Here is a 16,979-nt window from a genome sequence, read left to right on the forward strand (position 1 = left end):
TTATGACGCGAACAAGGAGTCATCTTGACCCCTTCCGGGCGCATTTTTCTTAGGCCATGCGCCCGTGGCAATGCTTGAATTTCTTACCGGACCCGCAGGGGCAGGGCTGATTGCGGCCCGGATCTCCCCAGGTTGACGGGTCGTTCTCGTCAAACCCTTCGGCGGCCGCCTCGGGGTTGGGTGCGGGGGCGGCTTCGGCCTCATCGGCGGCTTGCTGCAGCTCCTGCTGCTGCATCTGCAACTGCGCCATCATCTGCGACTGTTCTTCCTCGGTCAGCGGACGCACCTGGCCCAATTTCTGCGTCACGTCCAGGCGCAGGCTTTCCAGCATGCTTTCGAACAGCTGGAACGCTTCGGACTTGTATTCATTCAGCGGATCGCGCTGCGCATATCCGCGGAAGCCCACAACGCTGCGCAGGTGCTCCAGCGTCAACAGGTGTTCGCGCCATTTTGCGTCGATCGTCTGCAACAGGATCTGCTTTTCGATCATGCGCATGTTCTCGGGGCCAAAGGCAGTGGCCTTCTGCGCCAGGAACTCGTCCGAGGCCTTCTCCAGGCGCTCGGTGATTTCGTCGTCGTCGACACCCTCTTCGGCCACCCACTCGATGACCGGCACGTCGATGCCCAGATGCTCGATCACCGCGGCATACAAACCTTCGCCATCCCATTGGTCGGCATAGCTGCGCGGCGGGATATACTGTTCGACCAGGTCGTCGATAACCTCGTTGCGCATGTCCTTGACGATGTCCGACAGGTCATCGGCCTTCATGATGTCGAGCCGCTGCTTGAAGATCACCTTCCGCTGCTCGTTCATCACGTCGTCGTATTTCAGCAATTGCTTGCGGATGTCGAAGTTGCGTCCCTCGACCTTGGCTTGCGCGCGTTCAAGGCTCTTGTTCACCCAGGGGTGCACGATGGCCTCGCCTTCCTTCATGCCAAGCGTTGACAGCACCTTGTCCAGGCGCTCGCTGCCGAAGATGCGCATCAGGTCGTCTTCGAGGCTCAGGAAGAACGAGCTGCGCCCAGGGTCGCCCTGCCGGCCCGAACGGCCGCGCAGCTGGTTGTCGATGCGGCGGCTTTCATGCCGCTCGGTCGCCAGAACGAACAGGCCGCCGGCATCCTTCACCTTCTGCTCGTCAGCCTCATGCTCGGCCTCAATCCGGGCGCGGATCTCCTCGGGATCGCCCTCGGGATCGGCCTCGATGGCTTCCATGATCTTGAACTCGACATTGCCGCCCAACTTGATGTCGGTGCCGCGGCCGGCCATGTTTGTGGCAATCGTCACCGCGCCCAGCTTGCCGGCATCGGCGACGATCTGCGCTTCTTTCTCGTGCTGGCGTGCGTTCAGAACGTTATGCGGCACGCCCGCTTGGGTCAGCATGTCCGACAGGAACTCGGATTTCTCAATGCTCGTCGTGCCCACCAGGGTCGGCTGGCCCTTTGCGTGGGCCTCCTTGATCGTCTCGACGATGGCCTCGTATTTCTCGCGTCCCGTGCGATAGACGGCGTCGTCGTCATCCACCCGGGCAATCGGCCGGTTGGTCGGCACTTCGACCACACCCAGGCCATAGATTTCGCGGAATTCCTCGGCTTCGGTCGCCGCGGTGCCGGTCATGCCGGCCAGCTTGTCGTAAAGCCGGAAATAGTTCTGGAACGTCACCTGCGCCAGCGTCACGTTCTCAGGCTGGATCTTGCAGCCCTCCTTGGCCTCGATCGCCTGGTGCAGGCCCTCGCTCAGACGGCGACCCGGCATCATCCGGCCTGTGAACTCGTCGATCAGCACCACCTCGCCATCGCGAACGATGTAATCCTTGTCCTTGGTAAACAGCTTGTGCGCGCGCAGGCCCTGGTTGACGTGGTGCACGATGGTCGTGCTTTCCGGGTCGTACAGGCTCTGGTCCTCGGGCAGCAGGTCCCGCGCTTGAAGCTGCTCTTCCAGCCACTCGTTGCCTTCGTCGGTGAAGGTCACGTTGCGGGTTTTCTCGTCGATGGTGAAATGCTCGTCGGTCAGCTCCGGGATCAGCCGGTCGATCGCGACGTAAAGCTCGGAACGGTCCTGGGCCGGCCCCGAGATGATCAGCGGCGTCCGCGCCTCGTCGATCAGGATACTGTCCACCTCGTCGACGATGGCATAGTTGTGCCCGCGCTGGGCCATCTCGGACAGGTCCGATTTCATGTTGTCGCGCAGGTAGTCGAAACCCAGCTCGTTGTTGGTGGCATAGGTCACGTCACAGGTATAGGCCGCGCGTTTCTCGTCTTCCGGTTGCTGCGGATAGATCACCCCGGTGGTCAGGCCCAGGGCACCGTAGACCTTGCTCATCCATTCGGCGTCACGCTTGGCCAGGTAGTCGTTGACCGTGACGATATGCACGCCCTTGCCGGTCAGCGCGTTCAGATAGGCCGGGAAGGTCGCAACCAGCGTCTTGCCTTCACCCGTCTTCATCTCGGAAATGTTGCCCTGGTGAAGGAAGATGCCTCCCATCAGCTGCACATCGAAGGCCCGCAGTCCCAGTGCCCGCTTGGCCGCCTCGCGGCAGTTGGCAAAGGCCTCGGGCAGCAGGTCGTCCAGGCTCTCACCGCCCATCGCCCGTTTTGCCAGTTCCTCGGTCTTTTCCTTCAGGCCCTCGTCGGAAAGCGTTTCGAACTCTTCCTCAAGGGCGTTGATCTTCTCGACCAGCGGACGGGTCGCCTTGATCTTGCGGTCGTTCGGCGTGCCGAAGACCTTTCGGGCGACTGTTCCAAATCCAAGCATTTTCCCGTCCGTGCGGCTGTTGACATCATCGTGCGTGGCAACTGCTTGCTCCTTGTTCCAACGGCCCCTACAACGGGCCGGAACGAGCGGCTTTTGCCTTTGCTTTAAGGCGATGTAAGGGGCGGCTCTGGCAGTGTCAACGTCGCTTCCCTGAGCGACAGCAGCAAAGGACGAACCGATGTCGAAACGACTCAACCTTCTGGCAGCCCCCATTCTTGCGCTGGCCGTGCTCAGCGGCGGCAGCCTCGCGGCCGAAGATGCGCCCACCGCCGATACCGTGGTGGCAACCGTGAACGGAACGGAAATCACCCTCGGCCACATGATCCTGATCCGCCAGAACCTCCCGGCCCAGTATGCGCAGCTGCCCGACGAAGTGCTGTTCAAGGGCATTCTCGATCAGCTGGTGCACCAGACGGTGCTGATGCAATCGCTCGGGGGCGACATGCCGGGCCGCGTGAAAACCGCGCTGGAAAACGAAGAACGCACACTGCTCGCTGCCGAGGCGATCGAGGATGCGCTCGATGCCGGCCTGACCGACGAAGCGGTCAAAAAGGCCTATGAGGAAAAATACGCCCAGGCCGAGCCCGAAAAGGAATACCACGCCGCCCACATCCTGGTTGAGACCGAGGACGAGGCCAAGGCCCTGATCGAAGAACTGGAAGGCGGCGCCGATTTCGCCGCGCTGGCCAAGGAGAAATCGACTGGCCCGTCGGGTCCCAACGGGGGTGATCTCGGCTGGTTCGGCAAAGGCATGATGGTCGCCCCCTTCGAAGAGGCGGTGATAGCGCTCGAAGACGGTGCGATCTCGGCACCCGTACAGACCCAGTTCGGCTGGCACGTAATCAAGCTCAACGAATCCCGGCTGGCCGAGGCGCCCGCGCTCGACGATGTCCGCGCCGAGATCGAGCAGGAACTGCAATCACAGCTGGTCGAGGCGCGCATTGACGCGCTGAAACAGACGGCCACCATTGACCGGTCCGGCGAAAGCGGTATTGATCCGGCTATTCTGAAAGACATCTCGCTTCTGGAGTAGCCCATCTTGGCCAAGATCACCCACCGCTCGCCGCTGGCGCCCGACCATTTTCCCGACCTGCCGGTGATCGACGGCGTGCGCTTTGCCGCGGCCGAGGCGGGCGTGCGCTATTCCGGGCGGCTGGATGTCATGCTGGCCCTGCTGGATCGCGGCAGCACGGTGGCCGGGGTTTTCACCCGGTCGGCCACGCGGTCGGCCAACGTGCTCGATTGCCAAGCCAAGATCGGGTCGGCCTCCGACGCGGGCGCGGCGATCATTGTCAACTCGGGCAATTCCAACGCCTTCACGGGCCGCGCGGGCGACGAATCCGTCGCTGCGGTCTGTGCCGCCGTCGCCGATTCCACCGGCCTGCCCGCCGAGCGTGTGTTCACCAGTTCCACCGGCGTGATCGGCGAACGCCTGCCGCATGACCGCATCACCGGCAAGATCGCACAGCTGGTGGACGATCTCGATGCCGGCGGTATCGAAAAGGCCGCAAAGGCCATCATGACGACCGACACCTTTCCCAAGGGCGCGACGACGACGGTGGATATCAACGGCGGCACGGTGCGCATCGCCGGCATCGCCAAGGGCTCGGGCATGATCGCGCCCGACATGGCAACGATGCTGGTCTACATCTTCACCGATGCGGCCATCGAACAGCCTGTGCTGCAGTCCATGGTCTCGGCCCTGACCGAAACCACCTTCAACTGCATCACCGTCGACAGCGATACCTCCACGTCGGACACGCTCCTGATCGGGGCGACCGGCGCATCTGGTGTCCGCGTGGACGTCAACAACCTCGGCTTCACCGAGGCGCTGCACGATGTCATGCTGGACCTCGCCCACCAGGTCGTGCGCGATGGCGAAGGCGCCACGAAATTCGTCGAGGTGTCCGTCACGGGTGCTTCGTCCGACCAGGATGCGCGCACCCATGCGATGGCAATTGCCAACTCGCCCCTGGTCAAAACCGCCATCGCCGGCGAAGATCCGAACTGGGGTCGCGTGGTGATGGCCATCGGCAAATCCGGCGCCCCGGCCGATCGTGACAGGCTGGCGATCTGGTTCGGCGATATCCTTGTTGCGCGGGACGGCTGGGTAAACCCCGACTACCGCGAGGAAGACGCCGCCGCCTACATGAAGAAGCCCGAGATCACGATCCATGTCGATCTGGGCCTTGGTGGTGGCACGGCGAATGTTTGGACCTGCGACCTGACGCATGGCTACATCGAGATCAACGCGGATTACCGCTCGTGAAGATCGTCCTCGTCTCTGCTGTTGCCCTGATCGACATTGACGGCCGCGTGCTTTTGGCACAACGCCCCGAAGGCAAGTCGATGGCCGGGCTGTGGGAGTTTCCGGGCGGCAAGGTCGAAGAGGGGGAAATCCCCGAGCACGCGCTCATTCGCGAACTGCACGAGGAGCTTGGGATCGACACCTGGGACTCCTGTCTCGCGCCGCTGGCCTTCGCCTCGCACAGCTATGATGACTTCCATCTGCTCATGCCGCTTTTCGCCTGTCGCAAATGGGATGGCATCCCGCAGGCCCGCGAAGGCCAGGTTCTGAAATGGGTGCATCCGCGCGACATGCGCGACTATCCCATGCCGCCCGCCGATATCCCGCTGATTCCCATCCTGCGCGACTGGCTGTGATCTGACATAAAAAAGGGGAACCGCGGTGGCGGTTCCCCTTTGTCTTTCCATTCGGTCTGGATCAGTCCAGCTGGCGTTCGACCTCTTCGCGCTCGAAGATCTCGATCACGTCGTTCGGGCGGATGTCGTCGTAGTTCTCGAACGCCATGCCGCATTCCTGACCGGACTGAACCTCGGGCACTTCGTCCTTGAAGCGCTTTAGGGTCTTCAGCGTGCCTTCGTGGATCACCACGTCGTCGCGCAGCAGGCGCACACCGGCGCTGCGCCGCGCCACGCCCTCGGTCACCAGACAGCCGGCCACCTTGCCGACGCCCGACACCTTGAAGACTTCCTTGATCTGGGCGTAGCCGATGAAGTTCTCGCGGATCTCGGCCGACAGCAGGCCGCTCGCGGCCGCCTTCACGTCATCCACAAGGTCGTAGATCACGCTGTAGTAACGGATTTCCACGCCCTTCTGGTTCGCCGCGGTCCGTGCCGGCGCGTTGGCCCGCACGTTGAAACCAAAGACCGGCGCACCGCTTGCCTCGGCCAGGCCGATATCGCTTTCGGTGATGGCGCCAACGCCCGAATGCAGCACGCGCACGCGCACTTCTTCGTTGCCGATCTTTTCCATCGCCTGAACGATGGCCTCGGCGCTGCCCTGCACGTCGGCTTTCACCACGATGGGCAGCTCGGTGACGTTCTCGTCTTCCTTGGCCTTCGCCATCAGCTGTTCCAGCGTCGTGGCGGCCCCGGCGGCGGCACGTTTTTCCTTCGCCGCGCTCTCGCGGTATTCGGCGATCTCGCGCGCCTGCGCCTCGGTGTCGACCACGTTCAGAACGTCGCCGGCTTCCGGCGTACCGTTCAGGCCCAGAACCTCGACCGGAACCGACGGACCGGCTTCCTTGACGCGTTCGCCCTTGTCGTTGATCAGGGCGCGTACCTTGCCCCACTGTTCGCCGACAACGAAAATGTCACCCTGGTGCAATGTGCCGCGCTGCACCAGGACCGTGGCCACGGGCCCGCGGCCAACGTCCAGCTGCGCCTCGATCACGGCGCCTTCTGCGGCGCGGTTCGGGTTGGCCTTCAGTTCCAGGATCTCGGCCTGAAGTGCAATCGCTTCCAGAAGTTCGTCCAGGCCCTGGCCGGTATGTGCCGAAACTTCCACATCCTGCACTTCGCCCGACATCTGCTCGACGATCACTTCGTGCTGCAGCAGGTCGGTGCGCACCTTGTTCGGGTCCGCGGCGGGCAGATCGCATTTGTTGATCGCCACGATCATCGGCACACCTGCCGCCTTGGCGTGGTTGATGGCTTCGACGGTCTGCGGCATCACCGCGTCGTCGGCGGCGACAACCAGAACCACGATATCCGTCACCTGCGCCCCGCGGGAACGCATGCTGGTGAACGCGGCGTGGCCCGGCGTATCCAGGAAGGTCAGAACCGCACCCTGGTCAGTCGTCACCTGGTAGGCGCCAATATGCTGGGTGATGCCCCCGGCTTCGCCCGATACCACCTTGGCATTGCGGATCGCGTCCAGGATCGAGGTCTTGCCGTGGTCAACGTGGCCCATGACGGTGATCACCGGCGGACGCGGCTGAAGATCTTCTTCATTGTCGTCCTCGGTCTTGATCACGTCCTCCACGTCGGCATCCGACACGCGCACCGCCTTGTGGCCGAACTCTTCCACGATCAGTTCCGCCGTATCGGCGTCGATCGTCTGGTTCTGCGTGACCATCATGCCCATCTGCATCAGCGATTTGACAACATCGGCCACGCGCTCGGCCATGCGGTTCGCCAGCTCGCTGACCACGATGGTTTCCGGGATCTGAACGTCGCGCACGATCTTCTCGCGCTCGACGGAGCCGCCCATCGCCTTCTGACGCGCGCGTTCCTGCTTGCGCTTCATCGCCGCCATCGAGAGCTGCCTGCCACCCTCGCCACCGGACAGCGCCTGATTCAGGGTCAGCTTGCCGGCCCTGCGCGCGCCATCTCCGCCACGGCCCTTGGCGCCACGGCCACGATCGTCGCGTTCGCGTTCTGCCTTGCGTTCGGGTGCCGCCGGCTTTGCCGGTTGCTTGGCCGCACGCTGCGCGGCGGGTTCCTCGGCCGGGGCGGCCGCCGCGGCGGCTGCGCGCTTGGCGGCCTCTTCGGTTTCGCGCTTTTGGCGCTCTTCTTCCTCGGCCTTGGCTTTCAGCGCCTCTTCGCGTTCGCGCTCCTCGCGCTCCTTGCGCTCGGCATCCTCGCGGCGACGCTGGCGTTCTTCCTCGCGGGCCTTCTCTTCTTCGGCGCGCTGCTGGGCCTCTTCTTCCTCGCGGGCTTTCGCAGCCGCAAGCGCCTTCATGCGGCGTTCCATCTCCGCATCGGAAATCCCCGCGGGGCGTTTCGACGGGTCGCCTTTGGCAGGTTTCGATGCCTGACCGGCCGCACCGCCCTTGGCGGCGCCGGGCTTGGGCACCACGACACGCTTGCGCTTGGTTTCGACCACGACATTCTTCGTGCGCCCATGGCTGAAGCTCTGCTTCACGTTGCCCGGACGCGCGCCTTTCAGGCCCAATGTCTTTTTGCCGTCACTATCGCTCATATGGCTCTCTTCATCCTTTCGGGCGGGTCGTTCCGCCTTTGGAAACGCGCAGGCCCTTCAACCTTGCCGCTTCCTCTACAACACGTGGCGCCAAACCTCCAGCGCCTATGGCCGCATGGACAACAGTTTGTCGCCCAAATGCCCGGCCCAGTTCCTCTGTCGTCAGCCAGCCGATGAAGGATCCCCCCATCGGCGTGCTCAGTTTCGATTTTCCCCGTTCCGATCCGTCGCTCGATTGCAGCAGGATCTCGGCCACGTCCTTCGACAGCCAGTCCTTGACCTTTTCGTAACCGGCAACGGCCTCTCCCGATTTGCGCGCCATCGCGATCAGGTCGACGACCCGCCGCACCAACTGCGCCTCGACCTGGTCGACCAGCTCTTCGGACACGGTGACCGCCTGTTTCGCCGCGCGGGCGAACAGGCCTTTCTTCACAGCCTTTTCAAGCGCCGCGCGGTCCGCGCTGACCCAGATGCCGCGCCCGGGCAACTTGCCCATCACGTCGGCGACAATCGCGCTATCGGGCCCGACCACAAACCGCAGAAGCTCGTTTTTCGGGCGCAACTCGCCCGTGGCGATGCATTTGCGCGTCTGGCCGTCTTCACGGCTTTGGGTTCGCTTGCCGCGCCCCATGTTCGGACCCCCGAGGCCTGAGATCAGGCCTCGGCCTCCTCGACGGTCGCGTCCTCAGCCTCTTCCTCAGCCTCCAGATCCGCCGGATCGACCCAGCCCAGCTGGATACGCGCGGTCATGATCATGTTCTGCGCTTCCTCGAGTCCCACGTCGAACTTTTCAAGCAAGCCGTCATCTTTCACGCGCTCGCCGTCCACCGTGGTCCAGCCGCCGGCCAACTCCCAGTCGGCACAGGTGGCGAAATCTTCCAGCGTTTTCACGCCATCTTCCGCCAGTGCCTCAATCATCTGGGGCGTCAGACCCTCGAATTCAACCAAGCTGTCCTCGACGCCCAGCTCACGGGCGTGTTCCAGCGCCGCCTTGGCCTGGGCTTCCAGGTAGTCGCGCGCCCGGGCCTGCAGCTCGTTCGCAGTGTCTTCGTCGACACCGTCGATGACCAGCAGTTCATCCAGCTCGACATAACCCACCTCTTCGAGATTGGTGAATCCTTCGGCGACCAGAAGCTGGGCAAAGAACTCGTCCAGGTCCAGCGTGTCCATGAACAGCTTGGTGCGTTCCTCGAACTCTTTCTGGCGGCGGGCCGATTCCTCTTCCTCGGTCATGATGTCGATATCCAGGCCGGTCAGCTGCGAGGCCAGCCGCACGTTCTGGCCGCGGCGGCCGATCGCCAGGCTCAGCTGATCGTCGGGCACGACCACCTCGATGCGCTCGGCATCCTCGTCCAGAACCACCTTCGATACCTCGGCCGGCTGCAGCGCGTTCACCAGGAAAGTCGGCACATCCTCGTTCCACGGGATGATGTCGATCTTTTCGCCCTGCAACTCGTTCACGACGGCCTGCACACGGCTGCCGCGCATACCCACGCAGGCGCCAACCGGGTCGATGCCCCCATCATAGGACACAACGGCGATCTTGGCGCGGCTGCCCGGATCGCGGGCCACGGCCTTGATCTCGATGATGCCGTCATAGATCTCCGGCACTTCCATCTTGAACAGTTCGGCCATGAATTCCGGCGCCGTGCGGCTCAGGAAAATCTGCGGGCCTCGCGCCTCGCGCCGCACATCCTTGATGTAGCAGCGGATACGATCGTTCGGGCGGTACGATTCGCGGCCGATCTTCTCGTTGCGGCGCAGGATCGCCTCGCCCCGGCCCACATCGACGATGACGTTGCCATATTCCTCGCGCTTGACGACACCGTTGATGATCGTGCCGGCGCGGTCCTTGAATTCCTCGTACTGACGGTCGCGCTCGGCTTCGCGCACCTTCTGCAGGATCACCTGCTTGGCGCTCTGCGCCGCGATCCGGCCCATCTCGACCGGCGGAACCTCTTCCTGGAAGATGTCGCCCACCTGCGGGCCGGCGGCGAAATCCTCAACCGGCTGGCCCTCGCGCAGCCACATCGCGTTGGCGCTGCCCTGCGGCTCGAAATAAGGCTTGGCCTGGTCCACGGTAAATTCCGCCTGGAAGTTTTCCAGCTCTTCGTCATCCACCACCGTGCGCACGCGGGTGAACGTGGCCTTGCCGGTCTTGCGGTCGATCGACACGCGGATGTCCATCTCGCTGCCGTAGCGGCTCTTGGCTGCCCGGGCCAGGCTCTCTTCCATCGCTTCCACCACAAGGCCCGGGTCGATCATCTTCTCCCGCGCCACCGCCTCGGCGGTTTGCAACAGCTCAAGCTGGTTTGCAGAGGTAATTGCCATTTTCAGTCCTCCTCGGAACCGGTGTCGGTTTCAGTGTCGCCCCGCAGGGGCACGTCTTCTTCGATTACGTCGTATTTGCTCTCGTCCATCTGTCCGGCACTCTTGCGCGCCTTCAGCATGGCCTTGATCAGGTCGTCGGTCATCATCAGCTTGGCATCGACCAGCCAGTCGAATTCCAGGCCCACGGTCACGGTCTCTCCGTCCTGCTCGATATTGATCAGAACGTCCGATCCCTCGACCCCGGCCAGAACGCCACGGAACCGCTTGCGTCCATCGATCAGTTCGGCGGTCTCCAGCTTCGCCTCGAAGCCTTCGTAATTCTCGAAATCCTTCAGCCGGGTCAGCGGCCGGTCGATCCCCGGGCTCGACACTTCCAGCGTATAGGCATCGGTGATCGGGTCCTCGACATCCAGAACCGCGCTCACCGCGTTCGAAATATCGGCGCAGTCATCCACCTCGATCGTGCCATCGGGCCGCTCGGCCATGATCTGCAGCGTCTTGGTCTGCCCACCCATCAGCCGCACGCGCACCAGCTCGAACCCCATGTCCTCGACAATGGGGCTGATGATCCCGGCCAGTCGCCGGTCGATCGCGGTTTTGGCGATAAGGTCGCTCATGTTTCTCCAGGCACAAAAAAACGGGCCCGCGGCCCGTTAGCATCTTCCGGTGGGCACCGGGTTTGGACCCCAGCGCGCCGCTGTTGAGGGGCATATACGCCCGCCGGGCCGAGTCTGCAAGGTCTTTCGCGAAACACCGCTCATGCTTCATCTTGCCAGAAATATCCCGGGGGTTTGGGGGCAGCGCCCCCAAGACATGGCGGTCAAGCTGGACGCGGGGGTTTTTCACGCTAAGCTTTGCTCATTCACAACCCAAGTTTTTCGATGACCCAGGATACCCGCGAAGACTACGTGCTTTCCTTCTACCGCGTCCGCCAGGCGCTGGGCGTGCTGGGTCTCGCCTTTCCCTTCATGCTGATCGTCGGCGGGCTTCTCGCTGATGCGCGCATTCACCCCTCGATCTCGGACTACTACCACACCACCCTGCGCGATCTCTACGTCGGCACCCTCTTCGCCATCGGCATCTTTCTGGTCAGTTACAAGGGCCACGCCCGCACGCCGGGCGAGCCTTTGTCGGACAATCTCGCCGCCACGCTCGCCGGCATCGGTGCCTTCGGGCTCGCGCTCTTTCCCAACCACGAAAGCGAGTTCGTGACCTTCTCGCAGCAGGCGCTGGGCGCACAATGGGCCACGGTGATGCATTTCAGCTCGGCAATCCTGTTTCTTGGCGCCATGGCCTATTTCGCGCTGGGCAAATTCGCCCGTACCGAAAATCCGCACCGGCGCAGGATCTATCGCGCCTGCGGCTGGATGATCCTCACTTTCGGCGTGCTGGCGACAATCGCCTCGGTTTTCCGAGCCATCGGGTCCGAACCGGTTCAGCGGATGATCGTCGAATCCGGCATGATCCTCTGGTTCGAAGCCTGTGGCATCTGGGCGTTCGGCGTGTCCTGGCTGGTCAAGGGCAAGGCCGATATCGCGGTCTTGCGGCGCCTGCGGGGCGCGGCGGGCGGTTAACTTTCCGTTCAGGATTGACCGTGCGTTGCGTGATCCGTCGGAATTTCGTTAACGACCGTCCGGTTTTTCCCGGCAGCCGGATGTCAGCCGGGCGGTGCACGCATGTCACCCCCAGGTTTTCGCGATTTCGGCCAAAGGTTAAAGCGGCGTGCTCAGTTGCGGGCGATGGTGTTCATCACCTTGACCAGCTCGGCGCTGATGCCCGGTTCTGACAGCGCGTGCCCGGCCACGGGAATCATCCGCAGGTCGGCCTTTTTCCATTTGCGCGCAAGGGCATAGGCAGTGGCCGGCGGGCAGATCATGTCATATCGCCCCTGCACGATCACACCGGGGACATGGGCGATCTTTTCCACTTGGTCCAACAACTGCCCGTCATAGTCCAGAAAGGCCCCGTTCATGAAATAGTGGTTTTCCAGCCGCGCGAACGCATGCGCATATTCGCCTCCGCTCTCCCCCACCGATCCGTTGGAACGCACTGATGCCAAAGCATTTTCCCACCCCGACCAGGCGCGGGCAAATCGCAGTTCCTCAGACTTGTCGCCGGAAAAGAGCCGCTTGTGATAGGCGGTGATCAGGTCGTTATGTTCGCGCTCGGGGATCATCCCCTTGAAACCGTCCCACACGTCCGGCCAAAACTGTCCCGCGCCCCCGCCATAGAACCACTCCAGCTCGTGGCGCGTCGCCATGAAGACGCCGCGCAAGACCAGCTGCGACACCTGCCCGGGATGCGTCTGCGCATAAATCAGGGCAAGCGTCGCACCCCAGGACCCGCCGAAAACGATCCATTGATCTATCGTTAAGGTCTCGCGGATAAGCTCGATATCGCGGATCAGATGCCAGGTCGTATTCGCGTCGACACTCGCAAAAGGGCGCGACCGGCCACAGCCACGCTGATCGAACAGGATCACGCGGTAGTGTTTCGGGTCGAAATAGCGCCGCATCGCCGGGCTGCACCCGCCGCCCGGCCCACCGTGGAACACCACAACCGGCTGGCCTTCGGGGTTGCCGGATTGCTCCATGTACACCGTATGCCCATCGCCCACGTCCAGCATCCGCCGGTCGAAGGGTTCGATCGGCGGGTAAAGATATTGTGTTGCGTTCTTTTGGGCTCCGAATTTGTCCATGCCGATCCTATATGGTAGGGCGCACACAGTTGAGCACATGGAGAGCAGAATGCAAGCCGCTCAGACCACCGTCGATTCCGCCGAAGTTGCCAAATTCGAAGCCATGGCCGCCGAATGGTGGGACCCGACCGGCAAATTCAAGCCGCTCCACATGATGAATCCCGTGCGACTCGACTATATCACCCGCCAGATTGCAGGCGAATTCGATCGCGATCTTGACGCGCCCCTGCCCTTCAAGGGCCTGCGCCTGCTCGACATTGGCTGCGGCGGCGGCCTGCTCAGCGAACCGATGGCCCGTCTCGGCGCCACGGTCATCGGCGCCGACGCGGCCGAGCGCAATATCCCCGTCGCGCAAATTCATGCCGAGCAGTCCGGTCTCGACATCGATTATCGCCACACCACAGCCGAGGCCCTCGCCCAGGCAGGTGAGCAATTCGATGTGGTGCTGAACATGGAAGTGGTCGAGCACGTCGCAGATCCGCTGGCCTATCTGACCGCGTGCCGGCACCTTCTCAAACCCGGCGGTCTGCACATCTGTTCGACGATCAACCGCAATCCCAAAAGCTTTGCCGTCGCCATCGTGGGCGCGGAATACGTGATGCGCTGGCTGCCCAAGGGTACGCATGAATGGCGCAAGTTCATCACCCCCGATGAGCTTTACGGCCTGCTTGAACAGGCCGGTCTACGCCCGGTCGACAAGAAGGGGTTCGTGTTCAATCCGGTTAGCTGGCGCTGGTCGATCTCCGATCGCGATCTCAGCGTGAACTACGTCACGGCCAGTGTGAAGCCAGCCTAGGTTTCGGTCTCAAGCTTCAGGCGCAGTTCGCGCAGGATCGGCAGGATTGCGCGCACTTTCTCGTCGCCAAGCTCTCCCACCATCTCGTTGATCATCGGCCCGATCGCTGCCAGTGCCGCATCGCGCGCCTGCCTTCCCGCCGGACTGATGCCCACCCATTTCCGTCGCGCATCATCCCAATCGGGCCGGATATGCACATAGCCCGCCCATTCCAGCTTGCCCAAGGTATTGGTCATCGCGCCGCGGGTGACGTGAAAGCTTTTCGCCAGTTGCGCGGGCGTGCGTTCCTCGGCGCTGTGCGCCAGGTGATTCAGAACAGAGAAATGCGAAATTTCCATGCCCTTCGGCAACACCTTCGACAGCCGGTTACGAACCAGCTGATCGGCCGTCAGGATCTCGCTGAACAGGGCGACGGCAAGGGCGTTGCTCGTGGAATCACTCATCAGGGTCCGTCAAAGCTCCTGTCATGGGTCAGAGCGGCAATGCGCTGGCGTGCCGCGGTTACCTCGTCCAGATCAAGATCGACAAAGCTCACGCCGCGGTCGGTTCCGGCATCTACCAGAACCTCGCCCCAGGGTGAGACAGCCATGGAATGCCCGTAGGTACGCCGCTCCTGGCCGTCTTTCACGTAGTGCACACCGGTCTGCGCCGGGGCCAGAACATAGCACCCGGTCTCGATCGCGCGGGCACGCAGAAGCGGCTCCCAATGCGCGGCGCCGGTCACGGCGGAAAACGCCGCCGGCACCGTCAGGATTGCGGCCCCTTTCTGCGCCAATGCGCGGTAAAGATAGGCAAAGCGCACATCATAACACACGCTCATCCCGATCTTCGCAAAACCGGCATCGGCGACAACGGCCTGGCTGCCCGGCCGGTAATGAGCAGATTCGCGGTATGTCTCGGTTTCCGAAACGTCCACGTCGAACATGTGGATTTTGTCGTACTGAGCGGCAATCTCGCCCCGCGGCGAAATCAGGACAGACCGGTTGGCAAAGCGCCCATCGGCCTCTCCGGTCTTGATCCCGAGCGACCCGATCAGCATCCAGAGACCTAGGTCTTTCGCATCGGCTCGAAGGGCGGCAAGCGTCGAATCATCCTCCTGCGCGCGCAGCACGTTGTTCTGATGGTCGCGACTGCCCGAGATGCAGTTCGTGACCTCCGGTGTAAGCACGAAGGTCGCGCCACCCGATTTGGCCTCTTGCAGATAGGCGCGCACGGCATCCAGGTTGTCCGCCGGATCCTCGCCCGAAGTCATCTGGACAAGCGCGGCCCGCATGCCCGTTAGTCCGCCAGAAGCGCGTCGAGCTTGCCCGCGCGTTCGAGATCATAAAGGTCGTCGCAACCACCGACATGCGTTTCGCCGACGAAAATCTGTGGAACGGTATGGCGTCCATGCGCGCGCTGCATCATCTCGGATTTGCGCGACGGATCGGCCCAGATATCGATTTCCGAAAATTCGACGCCCTTTTGGTTCAGGAGCCGTTTAGCCGCGTGGCAGAAGCCGCAAAGCGGCGAGGTATAGATTTCGACAGGTTTCATTCCGGGTTCCTCGACAAGTGCCGTATTTGTCGTGGATTTAGTCCCCCTTTGCAACGCGTGCCAGTACCAGCGCGAAAACGTCGCTTGCTCCTGCGGCTAAACAGGCCTCGGCCGTCGCAGCCATGGTGGCACCCGATGTCATCACGTCATCAACGATCAGCACCGGCCTGCCGACCAATCTTTGCCGGCGTTTCGGATGCACCCGGATGGCACCCTGCAGCGTGGCAAAGCGTGCATCACGCCCCTGCCCTTCAAGCGACTGGGTGCGGATCGTGCGTTGAAGCAGGTCCGGGCAATATGCCAGCCCCAGCTGGGCCGCGGTTTCCTGCGCCAAGAGCGCCGATTGATTGAAGCGGCGTCGCACCATGCGGGTCCAGTGCAATGGAACAGGGGTCACTAGCATGTTGTTGCGCAACATCGGCCGCGCCGCGTTCGCCAGCCAGATGCCACCGGGCTTGGCGATTTCGTGATGGTCCCCATGTTTGAGCGCAAGCACCAGTTTCCGGCCATTGTCCTGGTAACGGAAAACCGCACGGCCCTGGCGCCAAGGTCGTGCGATCGTCAGGCAATCGTCGCAAAATTCCTTCTGATCCGATTGGCCCGGCAATGGTACGCCGCATAAATCGCAGCACAAACCTTCGATAAACGGCGTTTCGCGCCAGCACGGGCCGCACAGGGCGAAATCCTGCGCGACCATGCCGCCACAGCAGATGCATTGTGGCGGGTAAAGCACCTGCAACAGCGTTTGAAACTTCATTCTCGCGCTCCTATGGTCCGCGCATGAACGCTCCGCCGACCCTGACCGATCGCCGCGCCTTGGCCCGCAACCGCCGCCGCGCAGATCCCTTGACCGTCGATTTTCTCCACGAGATCGCGTCGGACGAGGTCAAGGATCGCCTGTCCATGGTTAACAAAACGTTTAACGCGCCAGTCGTTGTTACAGGCCATCCCGCGTTCTGGGCGCCCGCGTTCCCCGACGTGAGTTGTGTGGCAGATGACGACGTGCTTGCGCTTGAACAGGGTGCGCATGATCTGATCGTGCACGCGATGTCCCTGCATTGGGCGAATGATCCGGTTGGTCAGTTGATTCAGTGCCTGCGCGCGTTGCGACCGGATGGGCTGTTCCTGGCGGTTCTTTTCGGCGGGCAGACATTGGCCGAGCTTCGCGCTGCCCTGGCCCAGGCCGAGACCGAGGTGACCGGCGGGCTATCGCCGCGAATCGCACCCATGGTCGAGATCCGCGATCTGGGCGGGCTGTTGCAGCGCGCGGGCTTCACTCTGCCGGTCGCTGACAGCCTGCCGGTGCGAACGAGCTATGAAAATAGCGGCACTCTGATGCGCGAACTGCGAAGAATGGGCGAGGGCAACGCGCTCGATGCGAGGCTTCGGCACCCGACCCGCCGCGCCGTTTTCGCGCGGATGGACGAACTCTATCGCCAGTCCTTTGCAGGTTCGGACGGCCGCATCATGGCGACGTTCGAACTGATTTTCCTGCTGGGTTGGGCGCCAGACCCCAGTCAGCCGAAACCGCTGAGGCCCGGATCGGCGCAGGCAAGGCTTGCCGAGATACTCAATTCCGAAGAAATCCCGCTGAAAGATTGACCTGCGGGACCAAACCTATATCTCACATCGAAATCCA

At 62.7% G+C, this 16,979-nt stretch carries 16 protein-coding genes; 6 read left to right on the forward strand and 10 right to left on the reverse strand.

Features of this window, described 5'->3' with window-relative positions; translation table 11 throughout:
* Positions 1-49: 49 nt before the first annotated feature.
* On the reverse strand, positions 50-2,752 hold the full coding sequence (gene secA / locus E0501_RS08675) for a preprotein translocase subunit SecA (protein ID WP_137700994.1): 2,703 nt from the start codon (positions 2,750-2,752) through the stop codon (positions 50-52).
* A 178-nt stretch (positions 2,753-2,930) separates the two neighbouring features.
* On the opposite strand from secA, the gene E0501_RS08680 reads away from it, so the two are divergent.
* From E0501_RS08680 to E0501_RS08690, 3 genes are read left to right on the forward strand one after another with little or no spacing between them, the layout of a single operon-like run.
* On the forward strand, positions 2,931-3,785 hold the full coding sequence (locus E0501_RS08680; RefSeq protein WP_137700995.1) for a peptidylprolyl isomerase: 855 nt from the start codon (positions 2,931-2,933) through the stop codon (positions 3,783-3,785).
* A gap of 6 nt (positions 3,786-3,791) precedes the next feature.
* A complete protein-coding gene (gene argJ, locus E0501_RS08685; RefSeq protein ID WP_137700996.1) occupies positions 3,792-5,021 on the forward strand; it encodes a bifunctional glutamate N-acetyltransferase/amino-acid acetyltransferase ArgJ in 1,230 nt (409 codons plus the stop codon).
* Positions 5,018-5,416, forward strand: coding sequence for a (deoxy)nucleoside triphosphate pyrophosphohydrolase (locus tag E0501_RS08690; RefSeq protein ID WP_137700997.1), 399 nt, complete (start codon positions 5,018-5,020; stop codon positions 5,414-5,416). Before argJ ends, E0501_RS08690 begins: the two co-directional genes overlap by 4 nt.
* Positions 5,417-5,477: 61 nt before the next feature.
* On the opposite strand, the gene infB is transcribed toward E0501_RS08690, so the two are convergent.
* From infB to rimP, 4 genes are read right to left on the reverse strand one after another with little or no spacing between them, the layout of a single operon-like run.
* Positions 5,478-7,979 (reverse strand): translation initiation factor IF-2, encoded by a 2,502-nt coding sequence (infB, locus tag E0501_RS08695; protein ID WP_137700998.1) that lies wholly within the window; start codon positions 7,977-7,979, stop codon positions 5,478-5,480.
* A gap of 10 nt (positions 7,980-7,989) precedes the next feature.
* Positions 7,990-8,610 carry an RNA-binding protein gene (locus tag E0501_RS08700; RefSeq protein WP_137700999.1) on the reverse strand — a complete coding sequence of 207 codons (621 nt, stop codon included), beginning with the start codon at positions 8,608-8,610 and terminating at the stop codon, positions 7,990-7,992.
* Positions 8,611-8,633: 23 nt separating this feature from the next.
* Entirely contained in the window at positions 8,634-10,310 is a 1,677-nt protein-coding gene (gene nusA / locus E0501_RS08705) for a transcription termination factor NusA (protein ID WP_137701000.1), read from the reverse strand.
* A gap of 2 nt (positions 10,311-10,312) precedes the next feature.
* Positions 10,313-10,927, reverse strand: coding sequence for a ribosome maturation factor RimP (gene rimP / locus E0501_RS08710; protein ID WP_137701001.1), 615 nt, complete (start codon positions 10,925-10,927; stop codon positions 10,313-10,315).
* A gap of 264 nt (positions 10,928-11,191) precedes the next feature.
* Here rimP and E0501_RS08715 point away from each other — a divergent pair, with 264 nt between their 5' ends.
* Complete coding sequence (locus E0501_RS08715) at positions 11,192-11,884, forward strand: hypothetical protein (RefSeq protein ID WP_137701002.1); 693 nt, start codon at positions 11,192-11,194, stop codon at positions 11,882-11,884.
* 152 nt (positions 11,885-12,036) lie between these two features.
* On the opposite strand, the gene pip is transcribed toward E0501_RS08715, so the two are convergent.
* The gene (pip, locus tag E0501_RS08720; RefSeq protein ID WP_137701003.1) at positions 12,037-13,008 is read right to left on the reverse strand and encodes a prolyl aminopeptidase; all 972 of its coding nucleotides are present in this window, start codon (positions 13,006-13,008) and stop codon (positions 12,037-12,039) included.
* Between the two features lie 49 nt (positions 13,009-13,057).
* On the opposite strand from pip, the gene ubiG reads away from it, so the two are divergent.
* Positions 13,058-13,804, forward strand: coding sequence for a bifunctional 2-polyprenyl-6-hydroxyphenol methylase/3-demethylubiquinol 3-O-methyltransferase UbiG (gene ubiG, locus E0501_RS08725; protein WP_137701004.1), 747 nt, complete (start codon positions 13,058-13,060; stop codon positions 13,802-13,804).
* On the opposite strand, the gene E0501_RS08730 is transcribed toward ubiG, so the two are convergent.
* The 4 genes from E0501_RS08730 to E0501_RS08745 are packed head-to-tail and all read right to left on the reverse strand — an operon-like array spanning position 13,801 to position 16,097.
* Positions 13,801-14,247: a MarR family winged helix-turn-helix transcriptional regulator gene (locus E0501_RS08730; RefSeq protein ID WP_137701005.1), complete on the reverse strand. Its 447-nt coding sequence runs from the start codon at positions 14,245-14,247 to the stop codon at positions 13,801-13,803. The genes ubiG and E0501_RS08730 overlap by 4 nt on opposite strands.
* The gene (locus tag E0501_RS08735) at positions 14,247-15,077 is read right to left on the reverse strand and encodes a carbon-nitrogen hydrolase family protein (RefSeq protein ID WP_137701006.1); all 831 of its coding nucleotides are present in this window, start codon (positions 15,075-15,077) and stop codon (positions 14,247-14,249) included. The genes E0501_RS08730 and E0501_RS08735 overlap by 1 nt, the downstream gene beginning before the upstream one ends.
* A 5-nt stretch (positions 15,078-15,082) precedes the next feature.
* Positions 15,083-15,340 (reverse strand): glutaredoxin 3, encoded by a 258-nt coding sequence (grxC, locus tag E0501_RS08740; protein ID WP_137701007.1) that lies wholly within the window; start codon positions 15,338-15,340, stop codon positions 15,083-15,085.
* A 37-nt stretch (positions 15,341-15,377) separates the two neighbouring features.
* Positions 15,378-16,097, reverse strand: coding sequence for a ComF family protein (locus tag E0501_RS08745; RefSeq protein ID WP_137701008.1), 720 nt, complete (start codon positions 16,095-16,097; stop codon positions 15,378-15,380).
* Positions 16,098-16,120: 23 nt separating this feature from the next.
* On the opposite strand from E0501_RS08745, the gene E0501_RS08750 reads away from it, so the two are divergent.
* Positions 16,121-16,942 carry a methyltransferase domain-containing protein gene (locus E0501_RS08750; protein WP_137701009.1) on the forward strand — a complete coding sequence of 274 codons (822 nt, stop codon included), beginning with the start codon at positions 16,121-16,123 and terminating at the stop codon, positions 16,940-16,942.
* Positions 16,943-16,979: the final 37 nt, after the last annotated feature.

It is taken from the genome of Marimonas lutisalis (assembly GCF_005434965.1).
Classification (GTDB): domain Bacteria; phylum Pseudomonadota; class Alphaproteobacteria; order Rhodobacterales; family Rhodobacteraceae; genus Marimonas_A; species Marimonas_A lutisalis.

What these genes read in the sequence shown, in the direction of transcription:
- secA (WP_137700994.1), bottom strand. Translation starts at nt 2,752, where the DNA reads ATGCTTGGATTTGGAACAGTCGCCCGAAAGGTCTTCGGCACGCCGAAC.
- E0501_RS08680 (WP_137700995.1), top strand. Translation starts at nt 2,931, where the DNA reads ATGTCGAAACGACTCAACCTTCTGGCAGCCCCCATTCTTGCGCTGGCC.
- infB (WP_137700998.1), bottom strand. Translation starts at nt 7,979, where the DNA reads ATGAGCGATAGTGACGGCAAAAAGACATTGGGCCTGAAAGGCGCGCGT.
- E0501_RS08700 (WP_137700999.1), bottom strand. Translation starts at nt 8,610, where the DNA reads ATGGGGCGCGGCAAGCGAACCCAAAGCCGTGAAGACGGCCAGACGCGC.
- nusA (WP_137701000.1), bottom strand. Translation starts at nt 10,310, where the DNA reads ATGGCAATTACCTCTGCAAACCAGCTTGAGCTGTTGCAAACCGCCGAG.
- rimP (WP_137701001.1), bottom strand. Translation starts at nt 10,927, where the DNA reads ATGAGCGACCTTATCGCCAAAACCGCGATCGACCGGCGACTGGCCGGG.
- E0501_RS08715 (WP_137701002.1), top strand. Translation starts at nt 11,192, where the DNA reads ATGACCCAGGATACCCGCGAAGACTACGTGCTTTCCTTCTACCGCGTC.
- pip (WP_137701003.1), bottom strand. Translation starts at nt 13,008, where the DNA reads ATGGACAAATTCGGAGCCCAAAAGAACGCAACACAATATCTTTACCCG.
- ubiG (WP_137701004.1), top strand. Translation starts at nt 13,058, where the DNA reads ATGCAAGCCGCTCAGACCACCGTCGATTCCGCCGAAGTTGCCAAATTC.
- E0501_RS08730 (WP_137701005.1), bottom strand. Translation starts at nt 14,247, where the DNA reads ATGAGTGATTCCACGAGCAACGCCCTTGCCGTCGCCCTGTTCAGCGAG.
- E0501_RS08735 (WP_137701006.1), bottom strand. Translation starts at nt 15,077, where the DNA reads ATGCGGGCCGCGCTTGTCCAGATGACTTCGGGCGAGGATCCGGCGGAC.
- grxC (WP_137701007.1), bottom strand. Translation starts at nt 15,340, where the DNA reads ATGAAACCTGTCGAAATCTATACCTCGCCGCTTTGCGGCTTCTGCCAC.
- E0501_RS08745 (WP_137701008.1), bottom strand. Translation starts at nt 16,097, where the DNA reads ATGAAGTTTCAAACGCTGTTGCAGGTGCTTTACCCGCCACAATGCATC.
- E0501_RS08750 (WP_137701009.1), top strand. Translation starts at nt 16,121, where the DNA reads ATGAACGCTCCGCCGACCCTGACCGATCGCCGCGCCTTGGCCCGCAAC.